Raw genomic sequence first — 17282 nt, 5'->3', positions numbered from 1 at the left:
GCTCAACGCGCTAGATTTACAGCGAAAATGAGATCGGGCGCTGCCCGCGCCCAGGGAGAAGCACGCTCGCCATGCTGCACGACTGGGGCGTGATCGCCGCCGCCTTCGGCTATATCGGCTTCCTGTTCCTGGTGGCGAGCCATGGCGACCGCCGTTCGCCGGCGGGGGCCGGCCGCGCCTCGGGGCTGATCTATCCGCTGTCGCTGGCGATCTACTGCACCTCCTGGACCTTCTTCGGCTCGGTCGGCTTCGCCACCCGCACCTCGACCGACTTCCTCGCGATCTATGTCGGCCCGATCCTGATGATCGGGTTGGGGGCCGGCGTGCTCCGCCGCGTGATCCAGCTCGCCAAGACCCACAACATCACCTCGATCGCCGACTTCATCGGCGCGCGCTACGGCAAGAGCCAGGCGGTGGCGGCAACCGTCGCGCTGATCGCGATCATCGGCTCGGTGCCCTACATCGCGCTGCAGCTCAAGGCGGTGGCCTCCTCGCTGGAGACGATCCTGAGCGAGGACCAGGCGTTCTCCCACATCCCGATCCTCGGCGACATGGCGCTGATGGTGACGCTGGCGATGGCGGCCTTCGCCGTGCTGTTCGGGACGCGGCAGACCGACGCCACCGAGCACCAGCACGGATTGATGCTGGCGGTCGCGACCGAATCCATCGTCAAGCTGGTCGCCTTTCTCGCCGCCGGCATCTTCGTCACCTTCTGGATGTTCTCGCCGCATGAATTGATCGAGCGCGCGATGAAGACGCCGGAGGCGGTGCGCGCCATCAACTATTCGCCGTCGATCGGCAACTTCCTGACCATGACGCTGCTGTCGCTGTGCGCGGTGATGCTGCTGCCGCGCCAGTTCCACGTCAGCGTGGTGGAGAATTCATCCGATGCCGAGGTCGGCCGCGCGCGCTGGCTGTTCCCGCTCTATCTCGTCGCCATCAACGTGTTCGTCATTCCGATCGCGCTCGCCGGTCTCGTCACCTTCCCGTTCGGCACGGCCGATCCGGACATGTATGTGCTGGCGCTGCCGATGGAGGGGGGCGCGGACCTGCTCAGCGTCGCCATCTTCGTCGGCGGCCTGTCGGCGGCAACCGCGATGGTGATCGTCGAATGCGTCGCGCTGTCGATCATGGTCTCGAACGACCTGGTGGTGCCGCTGGTGCTGCAACGGCGGCCGGAGGGCCGCACCGGCGGTGCCGATTTCAGCGACTTCCTGCTGCGCTCGCGGCGCCTCGCGATTTTCGCCATCATGGTGATGGCCTATTTCTACTATCGCGCGCTCGGCAACACCCAGCTCGCGGCGATCGGCCTGCTCTCCTTTGCCGCCATCGCCCAGCTTGCACCGAGCTTCTTCGGCGGTCTGTTGTGGCGGCGGGGAACCGCGCGCGGCGCGATCGGCGGCATGCTGGTCGGCTTCGCGGTGTGGCTCTACACGCTGTTCATGCCGAGCTTCATGGATTCCTCGACCGCAGGCATCCTGCTGCTCCAACACGGTCCGTTCGGAATCGAGGCGCTGCGCCCGCAGGCGCTGTTCGGCGCCGATTTGCCGCCGCTGATGCATGGCGTGATCTGGTCGCTGTCGCTCAACATCCTCACCTATGTGCTGCTGTCGCTGGCGCGCCAGCCGTCCTCGATCGAGCTGGTGCAGGCCGATTTGTTCGTGCCCAACACGCTCGCGCCGATCTCGCCGAGCTTCCGCCGCTGGCGCACCACCGTCACGGTGCAAGACATCCAGACCACGGTCGCCCAATATCTCGGGCCGGATCGCGCCCGGCATTCGTTCGAGGCCTTCTCTGCCAGACGCAACGTGCGCCTGGAGCTTGCGGCGCCTGCCGATTTCGAGCTGCTGCAGCACGCCGAGCACCTCATCGCCTCCTCGATCGGTGCGGCCTCCTCGCGCCTCGTGATGTCGCTGCTGCTGCGCAAGCGCACGGTATCGGCGAAAGCCGCGCTGAAGCTGCTCGACGATTCCCACGCCGCGCTGCATTTCAACCGCGAGATCCTCCAGACCGCGCTCAACCATGTGCGGCAGGGCATCGCGGTGTTCGACGCCGATCTGCAGCTGATCTGCTCCAACCGCCAGTTCGGCGATCTCCTCAACGTCCCCCCGCATTTCATCCAGTTCGGCACGCCCTTGCGCGAGATCCTGGAATTCATGGGCGTGAGCGATCCGGCCGGTGACACCGATCGGGAGGCGATGATCGAGCAGCGGCTCGTCGCCTACACGACCGACAGCGAGCCCTATCTGGAGCGCCTGCCGGAACGCCACATGGTGATCGAGGTGCTCACCAACCGTATGCCCGGCGGCGGCTTCGTCATCACCTTCACCGACGTCACGCCGACCTTCGAGGCCGCCGAAGCGCTGGAGCGCGCCAATGCGTCGCTGGAAAAGCGCGTGCGCGACCGCACCGAGGAACTGACGCGGCTGAACTCCGAACTGGCGCTGGCAAAGAGCGCGGCGGAGGATGCCAGCAGCTCCAAGACGCGCTTTCTTGCCGCGGCCAGCCACGACATTCTCCAGCCGCTGAACGCGGCGCGGCTCTACATCACGAGCCTGATCGAGCGCCAGCACAGCGGCGAGGAGACGCGGCTGGTCGAGAACATCGACGAATCACTGCAAGCCATCGAAGAGATCCTCGGCGCGCTGCTCGACATCTCCAGGCTCGATGCCGGCGCGATGACGACCTCGATCTCGAGCTTCAAGATGGCCGATCTGATGCGCTCGCTCGAGATCGAGTTCGCGCCGATCGCGCGCGCCAAGGGCCTCGCGCTCGCCTTCGTGCCCTGCTCGCTTCCGGTCGAATCTGACCGCCTGCTGCTGCGGCGCCTGCTCCAGAACCTGATCTCCAACGCGATCAAATACACCCCGCGCGGGCGCGTGCTGGTCGGCTGCCGCCGCCGCGGCTCCTCGCTCAAGATCTGCGTCTACGACACCGGCGTCGGCATTCCCTCGGCCAAGCGCGCCGAGATCTTCAAGGAATTCCACCGCCTCGAGCAGGGCGCGCGGATCGCGCGCGGCCTCGGGCTCGGCCTCTCGATCGTCGAACGGCTGGCGCGCGTGCTCAAGCACGGCATCGCCATCGACGGCAACAAGAGCGGCGGCTCCGTGTTCTCCGTGACGGTGCCGACGGCGAAGGCGGTCACGCATACGGCCGCCGTGACCAGCGCGACGCCGCTGGCGCGCACGCCGATCTCGGGTGCCCTGATCGTCTGCATCGAGAACGACGCGGCGATCCTCGACGGCATGCGCACACTGCTGAAAGCCTGGGACGCCGAGGTGATCGCGGTCGCCGATCCCGAAGGCGCGATCGCGGCGATCGAGCAAGCCGGCCGCCGTGTCACCGGCCTGCTCGTCGACTATCATCTCGATCGCGGCAACGGCATCGCCGCGATCCGCGATATCCGCCGCCGCTTCGGCGACACCATTCCGGCGATCCTGATCACCGCCGACCGCAGCCCGGCCGTGCAGGTCGCCGCGCGCGATGAAAAGATCGCAGTGCTCAACAAGCCGGTGAAGCCGGCTTCGCTGCGCGCCCTTCTCGGCCAGTGGCGAACGCAGCAGATGGTGGCGGCGGAGTGAGTTGATGGAGGTACGCCAGGCTTCGCGACCTAAGGCGCGAGCCGCGTGAAGACGTAATCCCGGCTCTTGGCGCGGGCCTCGTGGCAGCCCCAGCAGGTGCGGTGCTGCGCCTCATCCACCGGCTTGCCATTCACGAAACGGCCAAAGCCCCAGCCACCGGTCGAGGCATATTTCTTGGAATCCTTGACCATCACCTGCACCGTGGTGGCGGCGCCGGGAATTGTCGCGGATGCGAACTCGGGCGACTGCTTTCGCTTCCAGGCGCGCTTGACCAGGATGGTGCCGTCGGGGAACGGAAGGTTTCCGGCTTGATAGGCCTCGATTGCGGTCTGGTTGCCGACAACGGCGCGAAGCTCGTCGAGCGGCGCTGCCTCTTCGGCCGGCGCGATCAGCTCCCACTGCTTGTAACCGGGCGGAATCGTGACGCCGAAGATCGGCGAAGCGGCGGCCGCCGTGTCGCCTTCCGCGAGCGCGATCGAAACCAGATATGGCACGCTCGTCAGGAGAACGACGAGAAGCAGCAAGGTGAGCACGATCACCGTAGAGAACGAGAATCTCTTCTTTTCAGATTCGGTTGGCATCATGAGGTTTCTTCAAGGGGGATCACTGCGCGTCTTTCGGTCCGGACGTACTGGACCGGGGCATTGGATAAATGCTCAGGCGCCGCCAGCTTCGATGACGGCTTTGGCAAAGGCTTGCGGCGCTTCCTGCGGAAGATTGTGACCGATGCCGCCGGTGATCAGGCGGAAATCGTACCGGCCGGAGAACTTCTTGGCGTAGGCGCTGGGGTCGGGGTGCGGCGCGCCGTTGGCGTCGCCTTCCATCGTGATCGTCGGAACGCGGATCACCGGAGCTGCGGCGAGCTTCTTTTCGATCTCTTCGTACTTCGCTTCGCCCTGGGCGAGCCCGAGCCGCCAGCGGTAATTGTGGATCGTGATGGCGACGTGATCCTTGTTGTCCAGCGCCGCCGCGCTGCGGTCGAACGTGGCGTCGTCGAACTTCCATTGCGGCGAGGCGAGCTTCCAGATCAGTTTTGCGAAATCATGCGTGTACTTCTCGTATCCGGCGCGGCCGCGCTCGGTCGCGAAATAGAACTGGTACCACCATTGCAGTTCGGCCGACGGCGGCAGCGGCGCATTTCCCGCAGCCTGGCTCGAGATCAGATAGCCGCTGACCGACACCAGTGCGCGGCAGCGATCCGGCCACAGCGCGGCGATGATGTCGGCAGTGCGTGCGCCCCAGTCGAAGCCGGCAACGACAGCCGTCTTGATGTCGAGCTTGTCCATCAGCGCGATGATGTCGACAGCCATTGCGGCGGGCTCGCCGTTGCGCGGCGTCTCGCTGGAGAGGAAGTGCGTCGAACCGTAGCCACGCAGATATGGGATGATGACGCGATAGCCGGATTTTGCCAGGATCGGCGCGACATCGACGAAGGCGTGAATGTCGTAGGGCCAGCCGTGCAGCAGGATCGCGACGGGACCGTTCGACGGGCCAGCCTCGGCATAACCGACGTTGAGGACGCCGGCATCGATCTGCTTGATCGGACCGAAGGACGCGTTCGACGCTCGGGATCGCTGCGCTTCCGTTTGCGCGAGGGCGAGGTCGATCACGCCGAGGCCGACGGCGACGGTTCCTGCGGCGACGCCAAAAAACTTGCGACGATGCTGGTCGATGAGCTGCTTCATGATGGTGCTACCCGGTTGGTGATTATGATGGTCAGATCAGTGCGACCGTAACGTCGATGTTGCCGCGCACGGCCTTGGAGTAAGGACAGGTCTGATGCGCTTCATCGACGATACTGCGCGCGACGTCATGATCGAGGCCCGGCAGGCTGACATTGAGGCGTGCCCGCAGGGCGTAAGTGCCATCGTCGTGCAGAAGGTCGATCTCCGCATCGATCGCACTTCTCCTGGGAAGCGCGATCTTCCGCTTCCGCGCGGCGATCTCCATCGCGCTTTCGAAACATGCCGACCAGCCGGCCGCGAACAACTGCTCGGGGTTGGTGCCGACGCCTGCTCCGCCCGGCGGCGACAATTTCACATCCAGCCGGCCATCTGAGCTGCGGGACATACCGTCCCCGCGTCCGCCGCTGGTGTGGGTCCTCGCCGTGTAGAGCAGCTTCGCCGCTTGTGTCATGAAAGTCTCCTTGCCGTCGCGCACTTGACTAGCAGTCACCTCCGCAGCGCGCCCGTTGGGAGTTGTGAGAAATTGTGAGACCGGCAGGGAACCCGTCAGGGAGGCCTGCAGACGCGGTCTGATGCCGATGCAAAGCCGGTCTTGCGGGATCGACGCCTGCTCGTTATGCGGTCCTGCAAATGGGCAAGATTTCGTGATGACTGAACCGGCTCCGCCCGCGGCATCGACATTGTCGTTCGGGCCATTCACCGTGACGCCGCATCAGCGGCTCGTTATGCGCGAGGGCGTCGCGCTGCCGATGGGCGCCAAGAGCTTCGATACGCTGATCGCGCTCATGTCGCGGCCGAACGAGGTCATCAGCAAATGGGACCTGATGGCGCAGGTCTGGCCCGGTATGGCCGTCGAGGAAGCCAACCTGCGCTTCCACATTGCAGCGCTTCGCAAAGCCCTCGGCGACGGGAAAGACGGCGCGCGCTACATCACCACGCTCTCGGGCCGCGGCTATTGCTTCGTGGCACCGATCTCGCAAGCGGAGATTCCCCCAGAACGTCGCACAGCACCCCGGCGCGAGCTGCCGCCGGTCAAACTGCCGAACCGGCTGCAGCGGATGGTGGGGCGTGACGATGCGATCGCAGCCATCTCTGACAGGCTCACGACCTCACGATTTGTCTCGATCGCCGGCCCCGGCGGTGTCGGCAAGACCGCTGTCGCAGTGGCGATCGCTCACGACCTGCTCGAAACATTCTCGGACGCGGCGCATTTCGTTGACCTAGCTGCGCTCAGCGATCCCAATCTCGTGATCACCTCGATCCTGCTGATGCTCGGCCTGCCGGCGCAGGCTGACGACCCGCTGCCCGCATTGCTCGCCCATCTTCAGGACAAGCGGATGCTGCTGATCCTGGACAATTGCGAGCATGTCATCGCGGCTGCGGCGTCTCTCGCAGCGGAGATTTTCTGCGCCGCGCCGCATGTCCATATCCTCGCGACGAGCCGCGAAGCCCTGCGCGTCGAGGGCGAGCAAGTCTATCGCCTGGCACCGCTTGCCGTTCCGCCCGACGGCAGCGAGCTGACGGCGACAACGGCGCAGACCTATCCAGCGCTCCAGCTCTTCCTCGAACGGGCCTCCGCCGGCGGCGCGCAGATCGGGCTCGACGATGCCAATGCCGCGATCATCGCGAACATCTGCCGCAAGCTCGACGGTATGGCGCTGGCGATCGAGCTCGCCGCGGGCCGGGTCGAAGCCTATGGCCTGGAGCAGACGGCCACGCTGCTTGACGAGCGCCTCAACCTGCTCTGGCAGGGCCAGCGCACCGCGCCGCCGCGCCAGAAGACGTTGCAGGCGACGCTGGACTGGAGCTACGGCCTCCTGTCCGACACCGAGCGCCTCGTGCTGCGCCGCCTTGCGGTCTTCGCAGGCCACTTCACCATCGACGCCGCGCTGGAAGTCGTGCCGGACGAGCGCGTCGACCGCTCCCGCCTGTTCGACGCCATCGACAGCCTCGTCGCCAAGTCGATGGTCGCACCGCGCCCCTTGGGCGCCATGATGCGCTATCGCCTGCTCGACACGACGCGCGCCTATCTGCTCGAGATCGAGCCTGATGAGGCGGCACTCGCGGCCCGCCACGCAAGTTACTATCGGCGATGGCTGGAACAGGCCGGCGCGATATGGGCCACCGTGCCGAGCGCCGACGAGCGCGCGATCCATTTCTCCGCGCTTCACAATGTGCGCGCCGCGCTCGACTGGTGCTTTGGCGCGGGCGGCGATCCCGGCATCGGCATCGCGCTCGCGGCATCGGCATCCCCCATGTTCCTGGCGATGTCGCTGCTGACGGAATGCCGGCGCTGGTCGGAACGGGCACTGCTCGCGGTCGATCCGTCAACGCGCGGCAGTGCGGAGGAAATGCACATCCAGGCCGCACTCGGCCTGACGTTGATGTTCACGCGCGGTGGCAGCGAGGCGGCGCGTGGAGCATTGGAGAGAAGCCTTGCAATCGCCAAGGCGCGCGGCGATGTGCCGAACCAGCTCCAGCTGCTCGGCCGGATGCATATCTTTCACGAGCGGATGGGACAGTTCGACGCCGCGCTCGGTTACGCCCAGCAGAGCCTCGAGATTGCCGAAGAGCTCGGCGATGTCGCGTCAATTGCGCTCGCAAGGTCGCTCCTGGGTGTCTCTCTGCATCTGGCCGGCGAGCATCGCGACGCGATGCCCATGCTGAAGGCGGCTTGGCAAGGCCCGGGCACGGAGCGGATCAGCACGATCCACGGCTTCGATCACCGCAACAGGGCCGGCATCTCGCTCGCGCGCGAGCTTTGGTTGCAGGGCCGGCCCACGGATGCTTCGCGACTGGCGCAGCTGACGATCGCCGAGGCTGCGCAGATGGACCATCCGATCACGCTCTGCATTGCGCTGATCTGGGCAGTGTCGATCGATCTCTGGAGCGGAGATCTCGACGCCGCCGAAGCGAACATCGACCGTTTCATCGCGCATGCCAATTCGCGCTCGATGGGTCCGTATCTCGCAGTCGGCCGGGGCGTCAAAGGCGAGATCGCGATCCTGCGGGGCGACGCCGCGGGCGGTGTCGAGACGATAACAGCCTGCCTGCGCGAGCTTCACGACGCCGGCTACGAGTTGCTCACCACGACCTTCAACATCGCGCTGGTTCACGGCCTGCTGGCGCTCGGCCAGATCGAGCAGAGCGCGCGTCAGATCGACGACGCGATCCGCCTCGTCGAGCGGAGCGGCGACCATCTTTACATGCCCGAGCTGCTGCGCATGAGGGCCAGGGTGTTGCTGTCGCTGCCGGAGCCGAACATTGCGGACGCCGAGGCCTGCCTCATGCGATCGCTGAAGCTCAGCCGCGACAAGGGCGCGAAAGCCTGGGAGCTGCGAGCCGCGATTGTTCTTGCGCAGCTTCTCGCTGAGCGGCGCGGCCGCAGAGATGCAAGACAATTGCTCCAGGCGGCGCTCGAAGGTTTTGCCGATGGCTCCGAAACGGCCGATATCACGGCGGCCAGCATGCTGCTGGCGACGCTGTAGCGACCTGAAGCGCGATAAGATCAGGAGGAATCATCATCGCGCTTCAGGTTGTTGTTTGAGCAGGATCTTTTCGGAAAACCGCTGCGCACTTTGCGCTAACGCAGCCCTTCGGGTCCGGATCATGCTCTACGCCGTCGGCGTACCCTGCTTCCACTGGCCGCCGGCGATCTTCGCGGCGGCGATCACGGCCTGGGTCCGGCTCTCGACGCCGAGCTTTTGCAGGATCGCCGAGACATGCGCCTTGATGGTGGCCTCGGAGACGCCGAGCTCGTAAGCGATCTGCTTGTTGAGCAGCCCCTCCGACAGCATCATCAGCACCCGCACCTGCTGCGGCGTCAGCGTCACCAGGCGGTCGCGCAGGCGCGTCATGTCGGGATCGGCGGCGGCGGACAGGTCGGTGTCGGCGGGAACCCAGACATCGCCCTCCATCACCTTCAGAATGGCGTCGCGCAAGGTCTCGACGCCGAACCGCTTCGGAATGAAGCCCGAGGCGCCGAAATCGAGCGAGCGGCGGATCGTGGCATTGTCGTCGGAGGCCGAGACGATCACGACCGGAATCGCCGGATATTGCGCACGCAGATAGATCAGGCCGGAAAAACCGGAGATCCCCGGCATCGACAGGTCAAGCAGGATCAGGTCGACGTCGGAGGCCCGTTCCAAAATCCCGGTCAGATCCTCGAACGATCCGGCCTCATCGATCCTGGCCGAGGTCAGGACGCCCGCCACCGCCTGCCGCAGTGCATCGCGGAACAGGGGATGGTCATCGGCGATGACGAGATGGGTCGAGGGAGCGTTCATCGTTCTCTTGCTGGCAATCGCCGGCCAGTAAGCCGGTCCGGGGCCTCGGTCAATTCTTTCCCGACGCGCCGTGGCATGCAAGCAAACAATATCCCTTTGCGGGAACGGGGTTAATCCAAAGTCGGACCCAGTCGTGCCACCTCGCGGCTGCGCGCCGTCAGGTGCGCGTCAGTGCCCAAGGCCGAAAGTCGTATTGGGGCTGGTTTCACGCCGATGTTACCTTGGGCCTAAGACCTGGGTTGATCCGGCATGTCCGGACATCCGGGACGCGAGGAAACGCATTTCGGGGAGCGACTCAATATGTCGACAATGGCTGTGTCTCAGACCGGCGCAGGAGGGATGACGAAGGACGAACGTTTCGTCATTCTCGCCTCCTCGCTCGGTACCGTCTTCGAGTGGTACGATTTCTATCTTTACGGTTCGCTCGCCTCGATCATCGGCGTGCAATTCTTCTCGGATTATCCGCCGGCCACTCGCGACATCTTCGCCCTGCTGGCGTTCGCTGCGGGCTTCCTGGTCCGGCCGTTCGGCGCGATCGTGTTCGGCCGTATCGGCGACATTGTCGGCCGCAAATACACCTTCCTCGTCACCATCCTGATCATGGGTCTGTCGACCTTCATCGTCGGCCTCTTGCCCAACGCGGCGACGATCGGCATCGCAGCGCCAATCATCCTGATCGCGCTGCGCCTCGCCCAGGGCCTGGCGCTCGGCGGCGAATATGGCGGCGCGGCGACCTATGTCGCGGAGCATGCCCCGAACGGCAAGCGCGGTTACTACACCTCCTTCATCCAGACCACCGCGACGCTCGGCCTGTTCCTGTCGCTGCTGGTGATCCTGTTCACCCGCACCGCGACCGGCGAAGCCGAGTTCGCCAAGTGGGGCTGGCGCATCCCGTTCCTGGTCTCGGTGCTGCTGCTCGGCATCTCGGTCTGGATCCGGCTCCGCCTCAATGAATCCCCGATCTTCCAGAAGATGAAGGAAGAAGGGAAGAGCTCGAAGGCGCCGCTGACGGAAGCGTTCGGCAACTGGCAGAACGGCAAGCTCGTGCTGCTGGCGCTGCTCGGCGGCGTCATGGGCCAGGGCGTGGTCTGGTACACCGGCCAGTTCTACGCGCTGTTCTTCCTGCAATCGATCCTGAAGGTCGACGGCTACACCGCCAACCTCCTGATCGCCTGGTCGCTGCTGCTCGGCACCGGCTTCTTCATCGTGTTCGGCATGCTCTCCGACCGGATCGGCCGCAAGCCGATCATCCTCGGCGGCTGCCTGATCGCGGCGCTGACCTTCTTCCCGATCTTCAAGATGATCACCACCAACGCCAATCCGGCGCTGGAAAAGGCGATCGAATCGATCAAGGTCGAGGTGGTGGCGGATCCCGCAGGGTGCGGCGACCTGTTCAACCCGGTCGGTACCCGTGTCTTCACCGCGCCTTGCGACACCGCGCGCGCCTACCTGTCGCAATCGTCGGTCAAGTACTCCACCACGTCGGCCCCGGCCGGTTCCGGCGTGAAGGTGGTGGTCAACGGCAAGGAAGTTCCGTACACGAGCGCCAAGGACAGCAACCCGGCCGTGCTCGCCGCGGTGCAGGCGGCCGGTTATCCCAAAGCCGGCGATGCGGGCATCGTGAAGATGGCGCATCCGTTCGACATCTTCCGTCCGCAGGTGGCCGCGACCATCGGGCTGCTGTTCATTCTGGTGATCTTCGTCACCATGGTGTACGGCCCGATCGCCGCGATGCTGGTCGAACTGTTCCCGACACGCATCCGCTACACCTCGATGTCGCTGCCCTACCACATCGGCAACGGCTGGTTCGGCGGCCTCCTGCCGGCAACCGCCTTCGCGATCGTGGCCTCCACCGGCGACATCTATGCGGGTCTCTGGTACCCGGTCGTCTTCGCGGCCATCACAGTCGTGATCGGTTTCCTGTTCCTGCCCGAGACCAAGGACGTCGACATCAAGGCGACCTGATCGAACGCAGCGAACGACAACACGAACCGGCCGCGGAGCGATCCGCGGCCGGTTTCGTTTTGGAAGTTATTGATTGCTGCCGATGAATTGCAGCACCACCTCGCGCCGGTGCGGGCGCGCGCGATGCTCGATCAGGTAGATCGCCTGCCAGGTGCCGAGCGCGAGCCTGCCGTTCAGGACCGGCACCTGGAGCGAGGTCTGCGTCAGCATCGTCTTGACATGGCCGGGCATGTCGTCGGGTCCTTCAGTGTCGTGTGTCCAGCCGGCATTCTCGGGCGCAAGACGCGACAATGCCGCGGTGAGATCGACCAGCACGGACGGATCGGCATTCTCCTGGATCGTGAGCGAGGCAGAGGTGTGGCGGATGAACAGGGCCAGTGCGCCCTCGCGCGCGCGGGCCTCGTCGATGAATTTCGCAGCTTCGCTAGTGAGATCGGTGAAGCCGCGGCCCGGCGTCTGCACGGTCAGCAACGACGATGCGATCGTGGTGGCTTGCACTGACGATGGCGCCGAGCGGGTGATGGATTTGGCTATTGGCATCGAAGTCTCTCAACGCGAAAGGTGCCGTTGGGTGGGCAAAGCGAAGCGTGCCCACGAATCCGCGCGACGATAATCAGGTGGTGGGCACGGCGTAAGAACGCCTTTGCCCACCCTACGGCACCACGTCGCGCGTCAAATCTTCCCCGACACGTCCTTCTGCACGCGGTTGGCCATGTCGATCAGCCGGCGCCAGGCCTTTTCCAGGAACGACATCACGCGGTCCATGTCCTGGTCGCTCGGCAGCGGGATCTCGATCTTGCGCTCGCCCTCGGCGACCTTCGGCTCGGCCTTCTTGAGCGGATCGGATTTCGGCAGCGCCTCCTCGGTCTTGCCCGACACGGTCGGCCCGGCCGCGAGCTGCCCCTTCAGCTCCTCGACTTCGGCTTGGAGCCGGCCGATCTCGGCGTCGAGCGCGGTCCGTTCGTCGGGCACCGCGTAGCAGGCCCAGCCGGCGCCGTTCTTGGTGCAGGTCGACACCGTGCCGGTGCGGGTGTCGAGCCGCAGCACGCCCTCGGGGATCGGCGTCATGCTGTAACGGCCGTTTTCACTGTCGGGCACGGATTGGGCGGCAACGATGCCGCCGCCGGCGGTCATGGCCGCGGCGAACGCCGCCGCTGCAAGCCAAGATGCCGTGCAAGTTGTGGATGGTTTCGCAGGTCTCATCGCGCTCTCCGACGCGCCGGTGGCGCTGTGGCAATTCTACACCCCGGCCCGGCCATCCGCCGCCGAAAACACGCGTCCAACATCAACGATCGCGGAGGCTTGTTTGATCCCGGCAGCACGGCGAAATGGCGGCCGCTTCCCCTGATCGTGCCGAGAGCTGCTGCGGTGCGGCGTCACGCTGTGTGCAGCGCTGCCGCGCGCGCCGATATCATGAACAAAATCAGTCAGATAGCTGAAAGCGACGCAATCGTGACTTGGCTTGACTTGATTATAGGCCATCAGTATGGTCCGCGCGGCTTTTGAGGGTGGCGGGCGTAATTTCCATTCAACCGTGGCGTTTCTGGTCTTCGTGGCATGGCTCAAGACACGGGACACGACGAGAATGGAAATCGCGATAGATCGCCTGAGGAAGCTGCGCTTTCCGAACGGCTCGGAAGTCTTGATAAGCGGTTGTCCGAAATTCGCGGCCGCCACATCAAGACCGAGCAACCCACAGGTGACGGTGGAGACGGAGCGGCCAGAGCCTCGGCGATGGCGCTTGGTTTTCGGTTATCTTCGGAGTTGGTCGCCGGTGTCGCTGTCGGAGCGGGGATTGGCTGGGGGTTCGACCGCTTGCTGTCGACGTCGCCCTTCGGGTTTATCGTGTTCCTGCTGCTGGGCTTCGTCGCCGGCGTGGTGAATGTGGTGAGATCGGCGGGCGCGGGTCAAAACAGGCGCGGTGGTTCTTAGCCGATCCGTACAGGAGAGGAATGATCGCGCCGGCCTTGCCGGTGCGGGCCGGCCCGGCCGGCAGACCGAGACCCGCCGGCATGGCCCGGCAGACCAAGAGATGCCGCGCTGATGAAAATCGACCCGATCCACCAGTTCAACATCGAGCCTCTCTTCACCCTGGGCCATATCGGCAATCACACGATCGCCTTCACCAATTCGTCGCTCTACATGCTGGTGGCAGTCGCCATCATCTCGATTCTGATGCTTGCCAGCGGCACGCAGCTGGTTCCCGGGCGCCTGCAGTCGGTCGCCGAGATCTCCTACGAATTCGTCGCGTCGACCATCCGTTCGACAGCCGGCGCGGAAGGCATGAAGTTCTTCCCGCTGATCTTCTCGCTGTTCATGTTCATCTGCGTCTCGAACCTGGTCGGCATCATCCCCTACACCTTCACGGTCTCGAGCCATCTGATCGTCACTGCCGGGCTGGCGCTGCTGGTCTTCTTCACCGTGCTGATCTATGGCGTCGCCAAGAACGGGGTGAAATTCTTCAAGATTTTCGTTCCTCATGGCGTCCCCGGCTACGTCCTTCCGCTGGTCATGTTCATCGAGGTCCTGTCGTTCTTCCTGCGGCCGGTCTCGCACAGCATTCGTCTGTTCGCCAACATGCTGGCCGGCCATATCGCACTGAAGGTGTTCGCGGGCTTCGTCGCCATGCTGGGCTTCTCGCTCGGTGCCATCGGCTGGGTCGGCGGCGTGCTGCCGCTGGCGCTCACGATCGCGCTGTACGCCCTCGAGATTCTGGTCGCGTTCCTGCAAGCCTACGTGTTTGCGATCCTGACCTGCATCTACCTCAACGACGCCATTCATCCGGGACACTGAGCGGTCCGGGGAATTTCCACCCACAACCCAATCTTTCTTCCAAGGAGTCTAAAATGGATCCGGCAGCAGCAAAACTTATCGGCGCGGGCATCGCGTGCATCGGCATGGGCGGTGCGGGCGTCGGCGTGGGCGTGATCTTCGGCAACTACCTCGCCGCGGCCGTCCGCAATCCGTCCGCCGCTCAGGGCCAGTTCGGCAACCTGATCTTCGGCTTCGCCGTGACCGAGGCGCTCGGCATCTTCTCGCTGCTGATCGCTCTGCTTTTGCTGTTCGTTTTCTAAAGAACGACTTCTTCCGCGCCGCTTCATCCGAAGCGGCGCGTGACAGCAACAGGAGTACTCCATGGCCGAGAGTCATGGCGGGGCGAAAGGTCCGGCGACTAACGCCCACACCGAAGCCGATGGCGGTCATCACGGCGGCGGCTTTCCGCCGTTCGAGAGCAGCACCTTTGCTTCGCAGCTGGTGTCGCTCGCGATCTTCTTCGTCGCGCTTTACGTGATCGTGTCCAAGCTCGCTCTGCCAAAGGTCGGCGGTGCGATCGAAGCGCGTCAGAACAAGATCGAGGGTGACCTCGCTGAGGCTCAGAGGCTGAGGGACCAGTCCGAGGCGGCGCTGAAGGCCTATGAAGGCGAGCTCGCTTCGGCGCGTTCGCGGGCGCAGGCGATCGGCAACGAATCCCGCGACAAGGCGAATGCGCAGGCGGAAGTCGAGCGCAAGGCGCTGGAAGAGCAGCTGGCGGCCAAGCTCGCCGAGGCGGAAAAGACCATCGCCTCGACCCGCACGACCGCCATGAGCAACGTCCGCGGCATCGCGGCCGATGCGGCAGGCCAGATCGTGCAGCAGCTTACCGGCATCGTTCCGGATGCGGCGTCGGTCAATGCCGCCGTTGATGCGTCCTTGAAGGGTTAGTCGAGATGTTCTTCGATCCTGAAACCTGGGTCGCCGTCGCCTTCGTGATCCTGATGATCGTGTTCGGCTATCTCGGCGTCTTCAAGTCGGCGATGACCGCGCTCGATCATCGGGCCGCCCGCATCAAGGCCGAGCTCGACGAGGCGAGGCGCCTCAAGGAGGAAGCGGCCAAGGTGCTCGCCGATTACAAGGCGCGCAGCGCAACGGCCGAGCGCGAGGCTGCCGACATCATCGCCAATGCCAAGTCCGAAGCCGAGCGCATCGCGGCCGAGGCCAAGGCGAAGATGGAAGACTTCGTCGCCCGCCGCACCAAGACCGCAGAGAGCAAGATCGCGCTCGCCGAAGCCCAGGCGCTGGCCGACGTCCGCGCCGCAGCCGCGGAAGCCGCCGTGCAGGCCGCCTCGACGATCCTGTCGCAGTCGGTCAAGGGCCAGGTCGCCGACGATCTGCTCGCCAAGGGCATCAACGAAGTCAGGCAGAAGCTGAACTGACAGGATAGTCTTCCCCAATCAACAAGCCGGCGCGACAAGCGCCGGCTTTTGCTTGTGCGAGATGCTTCCTCATCGTCATGCCCGGGCTTGTCCCGGGCATCCACGTCTTCTCCGCAAGATGAACGTGGATGGCCGGGCCATGACGGCTGAATTTCGTGCTGGTAGCTACTTCTTCTTCCCTCGCCCTTTCGGCTCGGGCGAAAGCGCCTGCGGGTCGAAGCCGACATAGAAGATGTAGGAATCGGCGACCGCGGGCGACGGCACCGGATAAGAGAGATCCTCGGCGACGAAGGTGAACGGCACGCTGCCGCCCTCGGACATCTCGACCGTGGTCCGGTAGGCCTTCGAGGCAATCACCTTCTCGCCGACGCCGCCCTGCACCACGGCGACGCGCAGCGGTACCTCGACCGTCGACGGCGCGCCGGCGGGACCCGCGATGACGCGGCCCTGGATGCCGATCCGGGCCGTGATCTCGGCGCCGTTCCGGGTACATTCACGCGCCATCTTGGTGATCGAGGCCTGGAAGCGGACGTCGTTGCCGACCGCTGGCTTGCCGGTGGCGCCGACCCCGTAGGTGGAGGCGCCGGCGCGCACCGTGACCTGCGGGCAATCGACGTCGTCGTCGGCGGCCGGCTGGCCCGGCGCGGGCGCCGGCTTGGGCTGGGCCGGCTCGTCGGACTTGCCGCCAAAGAGGTTCTTGAAGCGATCGGTGAGCGACTGGGCCGCCACCGGCGAGACCGAGGCGAGTGCAATTGACAACGCCAGCGCGACCGCCGTCCCCCGTCGCAACGTCATCCGCGATGACCGAAGCTCCTGCACCATCGACACTCATACTCCATGGACAAACATCGGCCGATCGCCGACCGGCCTTGCGCGTTATATCGTCAAAATCGGCGAACCCAAGGCAGCAAAAGGCCGTCGCAATGCGACTTTGGCTACAGGAATAGCCGGGGTTCAGCCGCGGAAGTCCTCGTGCAGGAGACCGAACAGCAAATGGTCCTGCCAGACCCCGTTGATGCAGAGATAGCGGCGCGCCAGCCCCTCGCGGGAGAAGCCGCACTTCTCCAGCACACGGATCGACGGCGCGTTGGTGGGGATGCAGGCGGCCTCGACCCGGTGCAGATTGAGCTCGCCGAACAGCGTCGGCAGCAGCACGCGAAGCGCAGCCGTCATGTAGCCGCGATGGGCGTGGGGCTGGCCGACCCAATAGCCGATGGTGCCGGCCTGCACGATGCCGCGGCGGACATTGGCGAGCGTGATGCCGCCGACCATCGCGCCGTCGAGCTCGCGGAAGATCAGAAACGGGTAGGAGCGGTCTGCGGCGATGTCCTCGGAATAGCGGCGCAGGCGGCGACGGAAGCCGGATCGGGTGAGATCGTCCGACGGCCAGATCGGCTCCCAGGGCGTCAGGTAATCGCGGCTGCTCTCCCGCAGATGGGCCCATTGCAGGAAGTCCGACATCTGCGGCGCACGCAGCAGCAGCCCGTTGCCGCGCGGAGCAAGGGCGGCGGGTCCACTGGAAGGCAGGCGAAAGAGAGCCATGGTGATGCTTCCCGGGGGCGGAGGCTCCGT

At 65.0% G+C, this 17282-nt stretch carries 17 protein-coding genes; 8 read left to right on the top strand and 9 right to left on the bottom strand.

What is annotated here, in order from left to right:
* The first annotated feature begins 71 nt into the window (after positions 1 to 71).
* Positions 72 to 3581, top strand: a complete 3510-nt coding sequence (locus AC5V87_RS03895) for a PAS domain-containing hybrid sensor histidine kinase/response regulator (protein ID WP_495370064.1) — start codon at positions 72 to 74, stop codon at positions 3579 to 3581.
* Between the two features lie 29 nt (positions 3582 to 3610).
* Here AC5V87_RS03895 and AC5V87_RS03890 read toward each other — a convergent pair whose 3' ends face one another.
* The 3 genes from AC5V87_RS03890 to AC5V87_RS03880 form a co-directional block, all read right to left on the bottom strand.
* Positions 3611 to 4165, bottom strand: a complete 555-nt coding sequence (locus tag AC5V87_RS03890; protein ID WP_495370062.1) for a cytochrome P460 family protein — start codon at positions 4163 to 4165, stop codon at positions 3611 to 3613.
* Positions 4166 to 4237: 72 nt separating this feature from the next.
* A complete protein-coding gene (locus AC5V87_RS03885) occupies positions 4238 to 5266 on the bottom strand; it encodes an alpha/beta fold hydrolase (RefSeq protein ID WP_456841274.1) in 1029 nt (342 codons plus the stop codon).
* A gap of 31 nt (positions 5267 to 5297) precedes the next feature.
* Positions 5298 to 5717, bottom strand: a complete 420-nt coding sequence (locus AC5V87_RS03880; RefSeq protein WP_456841275.1) for an organic hydroperoxide resistance protein — start codon at positions 5715 to 5717, stop codon at positions 5298 to 5300.
* A gap of 196 nt (positions 5718 to 5913) precedes the next feature.
* Between AC5V87_RS03880 and AC5V87_RS03875 the strand changes: the two genes are divergently transcribed.
* Positions 5914 to 8754, top strand: coding sequence for an ATP-binding protein (locus AC5V87_RS03875; protein ID WP_495370061.1), 2841 nt, complete (start codon positions 5914 to 5916; stop codon positions 8752 to 8754).
* Between the two features lie 126 nt (positions 8755 to 8880).
* Here the strand turns inward: AC5V87_RS03875 and AC5V87_RS03870 are convergent, their stop codons facing one another.
* Positions 8881 to 9552 carry a response regulator gene (locus tag AC5V87_RS03870; RefSeq protein ID WP_456841277.1) on the bottom strand — a complete coding sequence of 224 codons (672 nt, stop codon included), beginning with the start codon at positions 9550 to 9552 and terminating at the stop codon, positions 8881 to 8883.
* Between the two features lie 339 nt (positions 9553 to 9891).
* Between AC5V87_RS03870 and AC5V87_RS03865 the strand changes: the two genes are divergently transcribed.
* Positions 9892 to 11517: an MFS transporter gene (locus AC5V87_RS03865; protein WP_456841278.1), complete on the top strand. Its 1626-nt coding sequence runs from the start codon at positions 9892 to 9894 to the stop codon at positions 11515 to 11517.
* A 66-nt stretch (positions 11518 to 11583) separates the two neighbouring features.
* On the opposite strand, the gene AC5V87_RS03860 is transcribed toward AC5V87_RS03865, so the two are convergent.
* The 3 genes from AC5V87_RS03860 to AC5V87_RS03850 all read right to left on the bottom strand — a co-directional run bounded on the left by AC5V87_RS03860 (position 11584) and on the right by AC5V87_RS03850 (position 12999).
* Positions 11584 to 12057 (bottom strand): secondary thiamine-phosphate synthase enzyme YjbQ, encoded by a 474-nt coding sequence (locus tag AC5V87_RS03860; RefSeq protein ID WP_495370059.1) that lies wholly within the window; start codon positions 12055 to 12057, stop codon positions 11584 to 11586.
* A 132-nt stretch (positions 12058 to 12189) separates the two neighbouring features.
* Positions 12190 to 12720: a hypothetical protein gene (locus tag AC5V87_RS03855; RefSeq protein WP_495370058.1), complete on the bottom strand. Its 531-nt coding sequence runs from the start codon at positions 12718 to 12720 to the stop codon at positions 12190 to 12192.
* A gap of 36 nt (positions 12721 to 12756) precedes the next feature.
* Entirely contained in the window at positions 12757 to 12999 is a 243-nt protein-coding gene (locus AC5V87_RS03850; protein WP_495370056.1) for a hypothetical protein, read from the bottom strand.
* Between the two features lie 75 nt (positions 13000 to 13074).
* On the opposite strand from AC5V87_RS03850, the gene AC5V87_RS03845 reads away from it, so the two are divergent.
* The 5 genes from AC5V87_RS03845 to AC5V87_RS03825 all read left to right on the top strand — a co-directional run bounded on the left by AC5V87_RS03845 (position 13075) and on the right by AC5V87_RS03825 (position 15710).
* Complete coding sequence (locus tag AC5V87_RS03845; protein ID WP_283082468.1) at positions 13075 to 13449, top strand: AtpZ/AtpI family protein; 375 nt, start codon at positions 13075 to 13077, stop codon at positions 13447 to 13449.
* A 111-nt stretch (positions 13450 to 13560) separates the two neighbouring features.
* Positions 13561 to 14310 (top strand): F0F1 ATP synthase subunit A, encoded by a 750-nt coding sequence (locus tag AC5V87_RS03840; protein WP_235541147.1) that lies wholly within the window; start codon positions 13561 to 13563, stop codon positions 14308 to 14310.
* A gap of 53 nt (positions 14311 to 14363) precedes the next feature.
* Complete coding sequence (locus AC5V87_RS03835) at positions 14364 to 14591, top strand: F0F1 ATP synthase subunit C (RefSeq protein ID WP_018643436.1); 228 nt, start codon at positions 14364 to 14366, stop codon at positions 14589 to 14591.
* Between the two features lie 61 nt (positions 14592 to 14652).
* Positions 14653 to 15219 carry a F0F1 ATP synthase subunit B family protein gene (locus tag AC5V87_RS03830; protein WP_495370055.1) on the top strand — a complete coding sequence of 189 codons (567 nt, stop codon included), beginning with the start codon at positions 14653 to 14655 and terminating at the stop codon, positions 15217 to 15219.
* Positions 15220 to 15224: 5 nt separating this feature from the next.
* Complete coding sequence (locus AC5V87_RS03825; protein WP_456841283.1) at positions 15225 to 15710, top strand: F0F1 ATP synthase subunit B family protein; 486 nt, start codon at positions 15225 to 15227, stop codon at positions 15708 to 15710.
* 165 nt (positions 15711 to 15875) lie between these two features.
* Here AC5V87_RS03825 and AC5V87_RS03820 read toward each other — a convergent pair whose 3' ends face one another.
* Positions 15876 to 16532, bottom strand: coding sequence for a hypothetical protein (locus AC5V87_RS03820; protein ID WP_456843475.1), 657 nt, complete (start codon positions 16530 to 16532; stop codon positions 15876 to 15878).
* 132 nt (positions 16533 to 16664) lie between these two features.
* Complete coding sequence (locus AC5V87_RS03815) at positions 16665 to 17252, bottom strand: GNAT family N-acetyltransferase (protein ID WP_011084002.1); 588 nt, start codon at positions 17250 to 17252, stop codon at positions 16665 to 16667.
* Positions 17253 to 17282: the final 30 nt, after the last annotated feature.

The sequence above is a fragment of the Bradyrhizobium sp. SOJA106 genome, assembly GCF_059448745.1.
The sequence above is the reverse complement of the archived record's forward strand: the minus strand, read 5'-3'. Positions and strand labels throughout refer to the sequence as shown.

Excerpts from the sequence above, each read along its gene's own strand:
- AC5V87_RS03840 (WP_235541147.1), top strand. The coding sequence starts at position 13,561 with ATGAAAATCGACCCGATCCACCAGTTCAACATCGAGCCTCTCTTCACC.
- AC5V87_RS03815 (WP_011084002.1), bottom strand. The coding sequence starts at position 17,252 with ATGGCTCTCTTTCGCCTGCCTTCCAGTGGACCCGCCGCCCTTGCTCCG.
- AC5V87_RS03825 (WP_456841283.1), top strand. The coding sequence starts at position 15,225 with ATGTTCTTCGATCCTGAAACCTGGGTCGCCGTCGCCTTCGTGATCCTG.
- AC5V87_RS03875 (WP_495370061.1), top strand. The coding sequence starts at position 5,914 with ATGACTGAACCGGCTCCGCCCGCGGCATCGACATTGTCGTTCGGGCCA.
- AC5V87_RS03860 (WP_495370059.1), bottom strand. The coding sequence starts at position 12,057 with ATGCCAATAGCCAAATCCATCACCCGCTCGGCGCCATCGTCAGTGCAA.
- AC5V87_RS03830 (WP_495370055.1), top strand. The coding sequence starts at position 14,653 with ATGGCCGAGAGTCATGGCGGGGCGAAAGGTCCGGCGACTAACGCCCAC.
- AC5V87_RS03865 (WP_456841278.1), top strand. The coding sequence starts at position 9,892 with ATGACGAAGGACGAACGTTTCGTCATTCTCGCCTCCTCGCTCGGTACC.
- AC5V87_RS03835 (WP_018643436.1), top strand. The coding sequence starts at position 14,364 with ATGGATCCGGCAGCAGCAAAACTTATCGGCGCGGGCATCGCGTGCATC.
- AC5V87_RS03870 (WP_456841277.1), bottom strand. The coding sequence starts at position 9,552 with ATGAACGCTCCCTCGACCCATCTCGTCATCGCCGATGACCATCCCCTG.
- AC5V87_RS03890 (WP_495370062.1), bottom strand. The coding sequence starts at position 4,165 with ATGATGCCAACCGAATCTGAAAAGAAGAGATTCTCGTTCTCTACGGTG.
- AC5V87_RS03880 (WP_456841275.1), bottom strand. The coding sequence starts at position 5,717 with ATGACACAAGCGGCGAAGCTGCTCTACACGGCGAGGACCCACACCAGC.
- AC5V87_RS03885 (WP_456841274.1), bottom strand. The coding sequence starts at position 5,266 with ATGAAGCAGCTCATCGACCAGCATCGTCGCAAGTTTTTTGGCGTCGCC.
- AC5V87_RS03820 (WP_456843475.1), bottom strand. The coding sequence starts at position 16,532 with ATGGTGCAGGAGCTTCGGTCATCGCGGATGACGTTGCGACGGGGGACG.
- AC5V87_RS03850 (WP_495370056.1), bottom strand. The coding sequence starts at position 12,999 with ATGGCCTATAATCAAGTCAAGCCAAGTCACGATTGCGTCGCTTTCAGC.
- AC5V87_RS03845 (WP_283082468.1), top strand. The coding sequence starts at position 13,075 with ATGGCTCAAGACACGGGACACGACGAGAATGGAAATCGCGATAGATCG.
- AC5V87_RS03895 (WP_495370064.1), top strand. The coding sequence starts at position 72 with ATGCTGCACGACTGGGGCGTGATCGCCGCCGCCTTCGGCTATATCGGC.
- AC5V87_RS03855 (WP_495370058.1), bottom strand. The coding sequence starts at position 12,720 with ATGAGACCTGCGAAACCATCCACAACTTGCACGGCATCTTGGCTTGCA.